We start from the raw sequence: 12,974 nt of genomic DNA on the forward strand, positions 1-12,974 counted from the left end.
AAGATTTTGCACAAAAAATGAAGCGAAGGTGCGAGACGCCTGCGGGAAAAGCGAGCCAAGTGAGACCCCGCAGATTCTAACTTGTTTGAGGAGGCTCACGGATCGCCCGCGGCAAGCGAGCAGCCGGAGCGCAATTTTTGGAAAAAACGACTTGGTTAAGCCAATAAATTCTTAGCGCAAGCGGTGATTTTTTTGAGACACTGGACAACATGATTCGGCTAGTCGTTTATTCATTCGGACACGAGCATCTTTTCGTCAGCTGATATTAAGTGATTCTTAAGTTTCAGTTTGTACAATCGCTACAGTTGATTGAGAGGTGTATGTGAATGAAAAGTGAGAAACAGCGGTTGATCACTAGTCTGATTCTGCTCGTTGTTCTGTTGGCCGCAGCGGCGATTGTGTCAGTGGCTGCTTATCAGAGGACAGCAACAAAGCAAAATGTCAATGGTGGGCGGACGGGTTTGATAACCGGTAGCGGTTTGCCCGGAACGAATGCCGCTAGCAACAAAGGGAGCCAGCCTCCGAGTACGCAGAAACACAGTATGAAGAACGGGGCTCCGAAAGGGTATGGAAAGAACGGCCAAACGTCATCTTTTTACGGAAAACGCTCGGGAACAGCGATGCAGCAAGGAAGCCGCGCCAATGGCAATGGATTCGCACAATTTGGCAGACGTGGTACCTCTTCTGCACAGACAACGGCGCAACAAATCGTAGTTGGCGTCTATGGCCTGCTTTTTTTGGTCGTTTGCGCTTCTTGGTTGTTTCTAAAGCGACACAGAAAAATACTTGATGATGCCGATTCGACGCTTACAGGATGGTTTGTTTTTGCTGTATTGGCTACCGGCTTTCTGGCGCGCCTGGCGATTGCGCCGTGGATTTCTGGCCATATGGACCTCAGCCTTTTTCAAAACTGGGCGCAAATGGCTGCATCTCATTTGTTCCATGTCTATCAAAAGAGTTCGATTGACTATCCACCACTCTATCTCTATGTGCTTTTTGTGATTGGTAAACTTGCTACGCTGCCCGGTTTAACCAACGGCTACACCTGGCTTCTCAAGCTGCCGGCGATCCTCTGCGATTGCCTGACCGCATGGCTACTCTATCGGACAGCGAAGCGGCTCCATCATGAAAAAGCTGGATGGGCGTTACTGGTGATTTACTTGTTCAATCCGGCGGTCGCTATTGATTCGACCGTTTGGGGTCAGGTCGATTCTGTCTTTACACTGCTGATTGTTCTGGCCGTGACCCTACTCACTGAACGAAAATTTCTCGGCGCATCCATTGTTTTTGCTCTATCTGTCGTGATGAAGCCGCAAGGACTGATATTTCTTCCGGTGCTTGCTTATGTTTTGATGAAAGATGGAAAAATAATCCATTGGTTGAAAAGTATGGTTGCTTTTCTGGCGACGATTGTCCTTGTCACTTTGCCGTTTTCCTTTCAAGCGTCAGGAGGTGCCTTCTGGCTGATTCGTTTGATGCGTACGACAGTCAGCGAATATCCTTTTGCTTCCGTCAATGCGTTCAACTTTTTCAGTTTAATTGGCGGCAATTATCAGGCACAGTCCGCTGTCCCGTTTCTACTCAGCTATCAAGTATGGGGATTTGTCGCAATTATCCTTGTCTCGATTCTTTCCCTATGGATCATCTGGAAGCGAGGCGGCAGCAAGGCTGCGGCTACTGGCGCTTTGATACAAATCAGTGGCGTGTTCACATTTGCTTCCGGAATGCATGAACGCTACTTGTTTCCGGCGATTGCTTTGGCGCTACTCGCCTTCTTGTATTTAAAAAACAAGGCCTATCTTTATCTGGCCATTGGTTTCAGTATCACGAATTTCTTGAATATTTTTATTGTCTATTACGGTTCCATGAACAACGAAATGACGATTGGCTATCATTGGCCGCTGATTTTGACCTCATTCTGCAATGTCATACTATTTTTCTGGTTGCTTTGGCTGACGCTACGTGGGAAGGAAGTGCCAGCTCTTGCGTCCGTCGATCAGAAACCTATCGATAGAACCTTCTAAAAATTTTTTCGTGATATTTAGAAACCTTAAGAAATTTTTAAGGAAGGGAATGGATAATGATTTTATCGGAAAAGCCATCCCCCTTATGGATGCGCTTTTGAAAGTTAAGGAGGATGTCGTATGAAAGCTTTAAAAGATAAGTCTTTGGATTATTATCTGATTATCGTGATGTGTGTTTCAGCATTTATGGAATTGTTCCTGCTGAACAAAGCAGAGAGTAATGACTATTATACTGTCGCGGTGAAGAGTATGACGCGAAATTTCCACAATTTCTTCTTCGCGTCGTTCGACCCAGCGGGGTTCATTACAGTGGATAAGCCTCCGGTTGCGCTTTGGCTACAGGCGCTGAGCGCCAAATTATTCGGTATCAGTAACTGGAGCGTCAATCTTCCGGAAGCACTTGCGGCGATTGCCTCAACCCTTCTAGTCTATCTCATGATAAAAAAGAGAGCGGGAAAGCTGGCAGCATTTCTTGGCGGACTCGCCATGGCTACAACGCCGATTTTTGTTGCAGTCACGCGAACCAATAACGTCGACAGTATTCTGATCCTGACCTTAATTCTTGCCGCTTGGTATCTATTTAAAGCAGAGACGAGTGGTAAGCTGCGCTGGCTAATCGTTTCGGTTCTGTTTGTCGGCATCGGCTTTAACACAAAAATGCTTGAAGCCTATATGATTCTACCAGCGGTCTATCTATTCTATTGGCTGGCGATGAAGATCAGCTGGAAAAAGAAAATCGTCCACCTTGCCATCGCTTCAGTCGTGCTTGCCGCGGTTTCACTTTCTTGGTCCGTTGTAGTCGATAGTATCCCGGAAAGCGATCGTCCATATGTTGGCAGCAGCCAGACAAATTCAGAACTTGAGCTGGCCTTTGGTTACAATGGCATTTCACGTTTGACCGGACAGCAGCATCAAGGTGGTGGGCAGGCTAGATTCAAACAAAACAGCAGCAAAATGATGCAAAAATCTTCGAGTAGCCTGACGAAAAGTGGCAGCAGCGTGACTCAGAAGATCGCCAATCGCTCCGGGTTTAGCGGCAATCGCGGCACGACTGGTGGCATGTTTAATACAGGAACGGCCGGACCGCTACGTCTCTTCCAGAAAGAGCTTTCCGGCCAAGCCAGTTGGCTTCTGCCTTTCGCACTCTTTGGCGTGATTGCGCTTGTCGCTGATTGGCTACGGCGCAGAAAACTAACAGAACAGCACACATTCGCAATCTTTTGGTTTACATGGCTGGTCGCAGCAATGGGCTTTTTCAGTGTCGCTGGTTTCTTCCACCAATATTATTTAAGTCTGATGGCACCGCCGATTGCTGCACTTGTCGGACTAGGTGGCTCACTGCTGATACGCGAATTTATGAAAGAAAGCAGCCGCACGTGGCAGAGCTTTCTGCTACCAATTGGTCTCTCTGCGACACTGCTCTTTGAAGCGTTGATCTTCTATGAAAACAGTATGGGCACAACTTGGCTGGTTCTTCTGATTCTTGCTGCGCTTCTTGTGCTTGGTTTCGGACTGCTGTGGCAAGCGAGTGAGCAGCGCAAGGTGAAAGGTGCCATTGCCGGTGTCGGAATTGCTATCATGTTCCTGCCGCCACTGTACTGGGCGGTGCCTTCGGTACTGAATCAGACTGATAGTTCAATTCCTGTTGCTGGACCAAGCAGCACATTGACAGGAATGGGCGGCGCGCAGCGACAAATGGACGGTACACGTACGGCAACGGGTCAATCGTCCGAAGGTGGTTTTAACGCAAATGGCGGTGGAACACCGGGTGGTAATAATACCCAAGGTGGAGCACCTGGCTCTGGCGGTGCTCCAGGCAGTGGATCAACACCAAGTAAAACTGGCAAGACCGCTCAGGAAGGCAGCCAGAATCAAGTACCGAACAGCAAATCAGGGACGTTTGGCGAGAAATCCAGCGAATTCGCGACATGGCGGATGAGCGGCAGTCGCCAAGGTGGCATGGGTGAAGAAGTGAATACCAAGCTACTCACTTATCTGAGAAAACATTATCATGGGGAAAAATTCATTTTAGCTGTGCAGCGCGCACAATCGGCGTATTCGATTATGTTGAAAACCAATTACGCGGTGATGGCGATGGGCGGCTTCGGCGGCAGCGACCCAGCGATGACCGTCAGCAAATTGGAAAAAATGGTGAAAGCCGGCGAAATCAAATATTTTCTGATTTCCGGAGGCGGCATGGACGGATCGTCTAACTCGAGTGTAACGAACTGGATAAAAAAACATTGTACGAAGGTACCGTCAAGTGAATGGTCATCATCTGCAAGTGCATCAAAGACAGGTGCAAACGGTCAAGGTGGTATGAACGGACAATCCACACTGTATGTTTATAACAAATAAGGAGGAATAAGCATGATCAATTACTCGGTCGTTGTCCCAGTCTTCAATGAAGACAAGTTGATTGTCGCATCGTATCAGCGGTTGAAGGCAGTGATGGAAAGAACCTGCGCAAATTTCGAACTGATCTTTGTTAACGACGGCAGTACGGATAGGACAGCTGAACTGCTGGAAATGATAGCTTCAGGTGATCCGAGTGTGCGAATTGTCGACTTCTCGCGGAATTTCGGCCATCAGATTGCGATCTCGGCCGGTATCGATTATGCATCGGGGCAAGCGGTGATCGTCATCGACGCCGATCTACAGGATCCACCGGAATTGATCTTAAAAATGATTGAAAAGTGGCAACAAGGTTTCGAAGTGGTTTATGGGAGACGTATCGCGCGAAAAGGCGAAACTCTGTTCAAAAAATGGACGGCCGCGGCTTTCTATCGGACATTGCGTGCGTCGACTGACATCGATATTCCGCTTGACACCGGTGACTTCCGGTTGATCGATGCCCGCGTTTGCCGTGAACTGAAACGAATTCCCGAGAAAAATCGTTTTGTACGTGGACTGGTCAGTTGGGTTGGCTTCAATCAAACAGCGATTGACTATGTGCGCGATGAACGGCTTGCCGGTGAGACAAAATATCCACTCAAAAAAATGCTGAAACTGTCGATAGACGGACTGACCTCGTTTTCCTATAAACCATTGAAATTGGCCACCTATGGCGGGATGCTGCTGTCCGGTGCCGGATTCATTTATATGCTGATCGCCTTGTTTTTAAAGCTATTTACGACAAGCACGGTTCCTGGATGGACGTCGCTCATCGTCATTCAGCTTCTGTTCGGGGGCTTCATGCTTTTTGTACTTGGCATGATCGGCGAGTACATCGGCAGGATTTATGATGAAACAAAAGATCGCCCACTTTACATTGTGCGTGAGACGCGCGGCTTCAATGCTGTTGACCATCTACGTTCCGTAACGAGCGTCAAACACGGATAAAGCTGAAGAAGCAGAGGATATCTGAAGTGTTACTTGCTTTCAACCTGCAGATATCCTTTTTGCGTTTCATGGCTTTCTTTCATTAAGACGATCGCTTGCCCGCGTGCAATCCACACTTTTCATCTGCTGGTCTAAACCCTGATGGGCTCGTATATATATTAGTACAACCTATAGGAATCAGGGAGGCCGTCAAAAATGTCTCATTCTAAAATCAATAAACTAGCCGTACTGTTGCTCATTCTGTTTCTGACCTTGCTGAGTGCCTGCGGTGTTGCCGATCGCAAGCCCTCCAGTATTGATTATGTGAAAAACAAAGCGGCTTTAAATAAAACGGCTGATCGCACGAAGTATGTTAAAAGGGAACTATTCTTATCAGATGCAAGGGGTTTGCTCGTACCCCAGTCCATTGGTCTTCCGGAAACCAAAGAACCGTTGAAACAAGTTCTAAATTATTTGGTCGATGACGGTCCGGTATCCAATATTTTGCCAAATGGTTTTCAGGCCGTTCTGCCACCGGGTACAGAAGTACGTAGTGTCCATGTGGATGCGAGTGGCAATTTGACCGCTGATTTTTCCAAAGAACTGCTCGATGCGTCTTCGGATAGCCGCGACCAGATTGTGCAATCGATTGTCTGGACTGCAACGCAATTTGAAAACGTGAAAAGTGTCACGCTCCGTGTTGCCGGAGAGAAGCTGACCCAATGGCCAAAAACTGGGGAAGAAATTGGTACGGGTCTGACACGGACTTCAGGGATTAATCAGAATTTTGATCAGGTCACGGATGTCGCCGGCAGTCAACCGGTAAATGTTTATTATTTGTATGTTGAAAAGGGGAAATCTTTTAACGTTCCTGTGACTGTACGGGTCAGCAGCCAGGGCAATGAATGGGCAGCGATGGTTCAAGCGCTGATTCATGAACCGGAGGGCTCTGATTTTATCTCGGCACTCAATCCAGACACGCAACTGATTAGCCGTCCTTATATTAAAAATGGCATCGTCTATCTGCATTTTAATCAGGCGATCTATGAAGATAAAGCTTCAAAGACGATCAGCGATCAGGCTTTGCGCAGCCTCGTCCTGACTTTAACGGGAACGAACGGAATCAATAAGGTATCGATTAAAGTTGGTCAATCAAGTAAAATGACGCTTGAATCTGGGACGACGATTTCAGGCCCCGTCAGCCGGACAATGGTCACCGCGACCGGTTTGTAATGAATCGAAAGAAATATGGTATAGTAAAAGGAGCGAGGCAACCGCTCCTTGTTTTTGTATAAGATTTTTCACAAGCAGTGAGCGAAGGTGCCCAAGCCTATGGGAAGAGCGAGCAGTCTTTTGAAAAAATTGATTCTGTTCAAACAACAGCTAATGAACAAAGACTAAAAAAGCAATTAGCTTAAAGGAAGCGTGAAACATGCGGGTAGATGGCAGGAGTAATGACGCACTTAGAAAAATAGAAATCGTTCCAAATTATATTATCCATCCGGAAGGGTCGGTCTTAATTTCAATCGGACAAACGAAAGTGATTTGCAATGCGACAATCGAAGATAAAGTACCGCCATTTATGCGTGGTCAGAAAAAAGGCTGGATTACGGCAGAATATTCGATGTTGCCTCGCGCCACGCCAGAACGGACGATTCGCGAAGCGGCTAGGGGCAAGTTAACCGGACGGACGATGGAAATCCAGAGATTAATCGGTCGTGCGCTGCGTTCAGTTGTTGATTTGACGAAAATGGGTGAGCGAACGATATGGATAGACTGCGATGTTATTCAGGCAGATGGCGGCACACGGACAGCTTCGATTACCGGGGCGTTTGTGGCGATGATTCTTGCGTTCCAAAAAGCAGTGGAACGCAAACAGATTGCCAAGATCCCAGTGACTGCCTATCTCGCAGCAACCTCAGTTGGCGTTCATCCGCAGCATGGACCGATTCTTGATCTTTGCTATGCTGAGGATTCGACAACGAATGTCGATATGAATATCGTCATGACAAGTAGAGGCGAGTACATTGAAATTCAGGGCACTGGGGAAGAAGCGCCATTCAGCGATGATCAGTTGGCCCAATTGATTGCGCTCGCGAAAAAAGGCATCGGTCAACTCATTGAAGCAGAGCGGCAAGTAATCGGCGATCTGCTGACGGGAGAAAAGGAAGGAAGCAAACGATGACACAACTCGTTATCGCCTCAAATAATCCAGGCAAAATAAAAGAAATTAAGACATTGCTGGCTCCGTTTCAAGTGGATGTTGTTTCGTTAAAAGACTTGGGACTTGCTATTGATGTACCGGAAACGGGCACAACTTTTCAAGAGAACGCACAACTGAAAGCAGAGGCGATCGCGGCGCGTACTGGACAATGGACACTCGCCGACGACTCGGGCTTGTGCGTGGACGCGCTTGGCGGCGAACCGGGGGTTTATTCCGCCCGTTATTCGGGACCTGAAAAAGACGATACGCGCAATATCGATAAATTACTCGGCAAAATGGCAGAGCTACCCGATGCTAAGCGCAACGCGTTTTTTACATGTGTCCTTGCCCTCAGCCATCCGGGAAAACCAACACATTTTGCGGAGGGTCGTTGTGACGGTCGAATAACGCGTGAGCGTCACGGCGAATCCGGCTTTGGCTACGATCCAGTTTTTCTGATTGTGGATCGGGGGGAAACATTTGCGGAAATGGGCAGTGAAGCGAAGAACGCAATCAGCCATCGCGCACGGGCACTTCGCCAATTGGCAGCGCATTGGAAAGTATGGACGGGTGAGGATGAATGAAACATCTGATTGTCAGTGACACACACGGATGGAAGAAAGAAGTGGCTAATCTCCGCGATCGGTATGCAGACGCAGTAGATGGTTGCATTCACTGCGGTGACTCCGAACTTCCGGCGAACAGCCCGGAAATGGCCGGATTTGTGGCTGTGGAAGGAAATTGTGATCGCCCAGCCGCCTACCCGGACGAACGCTTCGTATCCATTGGCGCGTTGCACATTCTCGTGGCGCACGGCCATCTTGCTGGTGTGCGCTATTCGCCGGATAACCTGATATTTCGCGCGAAAGAGCTTGGCGCGCAGATCGTCTGCCACGGTCATACGCATTTTGCTGGAGCCTTGAAAAAAGATGGCGTAATTGTCATTAACCCAGGCAGTCTGCGCTTGCCGCGGAATTATTTTGAAGGTACATACGCTGTTTTAGAAACCACGAACGGCGCAGTTTCAATCCGTTATTTTAATCAAAAGGGCGAAGCAGTTGATCGCTTCGCTGCCGACTTTCCGATCGGTTGACCCTATTAAAAAAGAGAGAATTTGGAAGCTTAAGTATCATAGAAATAATTGAAAAGCGAATCCGGCCACCCATTTGGGCAGCCGGATTCTTTTCCGTTCATTTACCGCCGAGTCAGGCGGCACAAGGAGTGATGAGGAGGGCACTCTTTTTGGCGGTTTATCAAGCAGCCCTGATTGTCTACTTGATACTGTATCTTATGTTGCTCTCTATTTCGGAGAGAGGGTATATGAACGAGCAAAAACGCCTTTTTTTAACCCTTCACTTTTTTTGTACGTTAAGAATGTATATAGAATTTTGGCGGGAAATGCGGCGTAGGCACTCTGACATCTGCGGGAACAGCGTGCCAGACAAAGCTCACAGATTTTTGCCTGTTCGAAGAAACCCGCGGCGCCCGCGGCAAGCGAGCAGCCGAAGCACATTTGTTACAAAAAAGGATGGATCGCCAAGTTTTTCTAAGAAGATAAGAATGTATAAGATTTTGCGCGAAAAATGCAGCGGAGGCGCGAGACGCCTGCGGGAATAGCAAGCCAAGTGAGACCCCGCAGATTCCAGTTTGTTTGAGGAGGCTCACGGATTGCCCGCGGCAAGCGAGCAGCCGGAGTGTAATTGTTACAAGAAAGTATAAGGATTTTTGCACAAAAATGCAGCGAAGGTGCGAGACGCCTGCGGGAAAAGCGAGCCAAGTGAGACCCCGCAGATTCCAGCTTGTTTGAGGAGGCTCACGGATCGCCCGCGGCAAGCGAGCGACCGGAGCGCATTACTGCATAAATTGACTTGTCAAAGTCTTTTGATGAAAAATGCGGCGGAGGCGCGAGACGCCTGCGGGAAGCGCAGGACAAGGGAGACCCCGCAGATTCTAGCCTGTCCGAGGAGGCTTCCGTCCTGCCCGCGGCAAGCGAGTAGCCGAAGCGCATTACTGCCTAAATTGACTTGTCAAAGTCTTTTGATGAAAAATGCAGCGAAGGTGCGAGACGCCTGCGGGAAAAGCGAGCCAAGGGAGACCCCGCAGATTCCAGCTTGTTTGAGGAGGCTCACGGATCGCCCGCGGCAAGCGAGCGACCGGAGCGTAATTGTTACAAGAAAGTATAAGGATTTTTGCACAAAAATGCAGCGGAGGCGCGAGACACCTGCGGGAATAGCAAGCCAAGTGAGACCCCGCAGATTCCAGTTTGTTTGAGGAGGCTCACGGATTGCCCGCGGCAAGCGAGCAGCCGGAGCGTAATTGTTACAAAAAAGGACTTGGCAAAGCCAAGTTAATCTAATGCTAAAAGAATCCAATGACTAAATACTAGGGAAAATGGGCACACTGGCGGCTGTCAGAACGAGCAAAAAGCAGGCAGAATGGCTTGTTCCCTAGGAGGCTGCTTCAATGGAAGGTAATTTTTTTAAAGGAGTTGCATGGGCGCTGGCGTTCTGCTTGCCCTTCTGGTTTCTAGTAATCGGTTTGATTGTTCATCTATTTTAATCCCAAAAGACCTTGTGGAAGAGATTTCAGACGGGCTTCGCAGATTTCAACCTGATGTTTGAGGTGCAAGAAAAGACATCATCATCATCCTGCTGTCCTTTTTAAGAACAGTAAAGAATACACAATTACCTAATACATTTTTCCGTGTGGCATATACTACCTGACGAGGTGATTATCATGCGGACGATGTGGAAGGGTTCAATACAATTCGGTCTTGTGTATATCCCGATCAAGCTGTATACCGCAACGGAGAATAAAGATATCAAACTACACATGCTTCACAAAGACTGCATGGCACCCATCAATTACGTTCGGACGTGTTCGAAATGCGGCAAGCCGGTCGGAAACGATGAAATCATCAAAGCGTATGAATACGCACCAGACCGCTATGTACCAATCAGCGAAGAAGAATTGACGAATCTTCAGGACGAGGGAATAAAAAGCATCGAAATCATCAATTTCGTTAATCTGAGCGAAATTGATCCGATTTATTTTGAAAAGTCGTATTTTATTGGTCCGGACAGTGGTCAAGGTCTTCGCGCCTACTCGCTTCTACGCCAATCGATCAGTGATTCGAATAAAATTGGGCTCGCCAATATCATCATTCGTTCAAAGCAGCATCTTGCCGCTATCCGCAGCTTTGGAAACGGTATGCTGCTTGAAACCCTCTACTATCCTGACGAGGTGCGGAGTATCAACGAAGTACCAGGACTCGCTGACGTTCTTGCCCAAAATGAGAAAAAAGAGTTGTCTATCGCGACCCAGTTAATTGAACAATTGACCGCACGCTTTCAACCGGATAATTACAAAGATGATTACCGTCAGAAGCTAGAAGCATTGATTCAAAGCAAAGCCGCCGGTATCAAACCGGAGCAGAAAAAAGGCACCGCTGCTGCGCCCAACGTGGTTGATTTGCTGGCCGCGCTTGAAGCGAGTGTCAAGGAAGCCAAACCAAAGCGGAAAACCGCGCCGCGTAAGAAGAAAACCTCATGATATTGGATCCACTTATCCCCTTTGAACCCGTTGCGGCTGTTGCTATTCCAGACGACAAGGAGTGGGTGCATCAAGTGAAATGGGACGGGGTGCGGTTGCTCGCCTATTATGATGGGGAAACGACTGCTCTTTATAATCGGCGCAAACGCCTTCGCACGGCACAATACCCAGAATTGGCTGATGCCACCGCGTATTGCGGCGCTCGATCGGCAATTTTCGACGGCGAAGTGATTGCACTTGATGAAACGGGAAAACCATCGTTTCATCAAGTGATGCGTCGCGATTCTTTGCGCCGGTTGGAACGTTTGCCGTCGCTTCGCAATGCTTTGCCCGTAGTCTATATGGTTTTTGATTTGCTCTATGCAAACGGACGTTGGATCACGGGCAAGTCATTACAGGATCGTTCGGAACAGCTTGATAAGTTGCTTTATGAGACGGAAAATGTACGCCGGGTTCCATGGCAGACGGATGGAGAAGGCTTATTTAACGCTGTCTGTAGTCAAAATTTGGAAGGCATCGTCTCAAAGAATCTTCATTCTGTGTATCAAGTTGGCGGTAAAGCGCCTGTCTGGCGAAAAATTAAGCATTACAAGGATGTGATCGCCGTCGTTGGCGGCATCACCTACCGAGAACAAACGGTGAACGCGCTGCTGCTTGGCTTATATAATGAGCAACGTCAATTGATTTATATCGGCCACGCTGGATCCGGTCGTTTGACCGCGAAAGATTGGCAGGAATTGACCAAGACGATCAGCGTGCTGAAACAGTCCGTCTGTCCATTTTCGAATACACCGCCGCGTGCATCTGAAACGCAGTGGCTTCTGCCACGACTGACGGTAAAAATACAGTATCTTAATCGGACGATGGACGGCTTGCTTCGCCAACCAGTTATTCAGGCATTTGTCATTGAAGACCCAAGCCGCTGCCGATTGAAGGAGTTCACCGATGAAGCAACAAATTGAAGCAGAAGCGCTGCTGACGCATCCAGATAAAATTATTTTTCCAAAATCAGGAATTCGTAAAATTGAATATCTTCTTTATTTGCGCGCGGTTGCTCCGTTTATGTTTCCTTTTCTTGCCAACCGTGCTTTAACGGTTATCCGCTACCCACACGGCATCGGCGGTCTTCATTTCTTTCAGAAAAATTGTCCTGATTATGCGCCGTCCTTTGTGCGGACAGTTGTCGAAGAAGACATCCGCGCGATCATTTGCGATCGCCTTGACACATTGCTCTGGCTTGGCAACCAATTGGCCATTGAATTTCACATACCGTTCCGGGTGGTTGGCCAGAGGTGTCCTATCGAAATTGTAATTGATCTAGATCCACCGGATCGGGCACATTTTTCACTTGCTGTTGAAGCCGCGCTTTTGCTGCAAGGTGTCTTGGAACGGCTGCAGATTGCCAGTTTTCCGAAGCTCTCCGGCAGCCGAGGTTTGCAGATCCATATTCCATTGTCTCGGCAGCAACTAACTTTTGAAGACACACGTCGTTTTACGACTTTTCTTGCGGAATGGTTGATCGAGCAGCATCCGGATCGTTTCACAACTGAGCGTCTGAAGAAAAACCGCGGCAGTCGCCTTTATGTGGATTATATCCAGCATGCGGAGGGAAAAACGATAATTTGTCCTTATTCGCTTCGGGCAAAGCCGGATGCTACGGTTGCTACGCCTCTTGCCTGGAACGAAGTGACAGAAGCGCTGCGCATCGAATCGTTCACAATGGCCACAGTCCAGCAGCGATTGGCCCAGGGTATGAACCCATGGAAAAATTATTTTCAAACCGAGAATCGAGCGCTGCCACCAATTATTGCTTCTTTGAGGCTTGTTAAGTGAGCAGAACTTTTTAAAAATGGAGTCAATCTGTTTATAATGAA

Annotated in this window: 10 protein-coding genes; all 10 read left to right on the forward strand. The window is 48.1% G+C overall.

The genetic code is table 11. The features are described from left to right. Positions 1-326: 326 nt before the first annotated feature. The 10 genes from JOC27_RS07215 (at position 327) to ligD (ending at position 12,933) form a co-directional block, all read left to right on the forward strand. Positions 327-2,024 (forward strand): glycosyltransferase family 39 protein, encoded by a 1,698-nt coding sequence (locus tag JOC27_RS07215; RefSeq protein WP_205006491.1) that lies wholly within the window; start codon positions 327-329, stop codon positions 2,022-2,024. 120 nt (positions 2,025-2,144) lie between these two features. Continuing rightward, positions 2,145-4,382, forward strand: coding sequence for an ArnT family glycosyltransferase (locus JOC27_RS07220; protein WP_205006493.1), 2,238 nt, complete (start codon positions 2,145-2,147; stop codon positions 4,380-4,382). 12 nt (positions 4,383-4,394) lie between these two features. Further along, positions 4,395-5,366 carry a glycosyltransferase family 2 protein gene (locus tag JOC27_RS07225; RefSeq protein WP_205006495.1) on the forward strand — a complete coding sequence of 324 codons (972 nt, stop codon included), beginning with the start codon at positions 4,395-4,397 and terminating at the stop codon, positions 5,364-5,366. A 195-nt stretch (positions 5,367-5,561) separates the two neighbouring features. Beyond that, positions 5,562-6,578: a GerMN domain-containing protein gene (locus tag JOC27_RS07230; RefSeq protein WP_205006497.1), complete on the forward strand. Its 1,017-nt coding sequence runs from the start codon at positions 5,562-5,564 to the stop codon at positions 6,576-6,578. A 199-nt stretch (positions 6,579-6,777) separates the two neighbouring features. Continuing rightward, complete coding sequence (rph, locus tag JOC27_RS07235) at positions 6,778-7,530, forward strand: ribonuclease PH (protein WP_205006499.1); 753 nt, start codon at positions 6,778-6,780, stop codon at positions 7,528-7,530. Beyond that, positions 7,527-8,132 (forward strand): XTP/dITP diphosphatase, encoded by a 606-nt coding sequence (locus JOC27_RS07240; RefSeq protein WP_205006501.1) that lies wholly within the window; start codon positions 7,527-7,529, stop codon positions 8,130-8,132. The genes rph and JOC27_RS07240 overlap by 4 nt, the downstream gene beginning before the upstream one ends. Beyond that, entirely contained in the window at positions 8,129-8,641 is a 513-nt protein-coding gene (locus JOC27_RS07245) for a metallophosphoesterase family protein (RefSeq protein WP_205006503.1), read from the forward strand. The genes JOC27_RS07240 and JOC27_RS07245 overlap by 4 nt, the downstream gene beginning before the upstream one ends. A 1,643-nt stretch (positions 8,642-10,284) precedes the next feature. Continuing rightward, entirely contained in the window at positions 10,285-11,100 is an 816-nt protein-coding gene (ku, locus tag JOC27_RS07250; protein ID WP_205006505.1) for a non-homologous end joining protein Ku, read from the forward strand. Then, positions 11,097-12,062 carry an ATP-dependent DNA ligase gene (locus tag JOC27_RS07255; RefSeq protein ID WP_239530000.1) on the forward strand — a complete coding sequence of 322 codons (966 nt, stop codon included), beginning with the start codon at positions 11,097-11,099 and terminating at the stop codon, positions 12,060-12,062. Before ku ends, JOC27_RS07255 begins: the two co-directional genes overlap by 4 nt. After that, positions 12,046-12,933 carry a non-homologous end-joining DNA ligase gene (gene ligD, locus JOC27_RS07260; RefSeq protein ID WP_205006507.1) on the forward strand — a complete coding sequence of 296 codons (888 nt, stop codon included), beginning with the start codon at positions 12,046-12,048 and terminating at the stop codon, positions 12,931-12,933. The genes JOC27_RS07255 and ligD overlap by 17 nt, the downstream gene beginning before the upstream one ends. Positions 12,934-12,974: the final 41 nt, after the last annotated feature.

This window comes from Sporolactobacillus spathodeae (assembly GCF_016908935.1).
GTDB classification, from domain to species: domain Bacteria; phylum Bacillota; class Bacilli; order Bacillales; family Sporolactobacillaceae; genus Sporolactobacillus; species Sporolactobacillus spathodeae.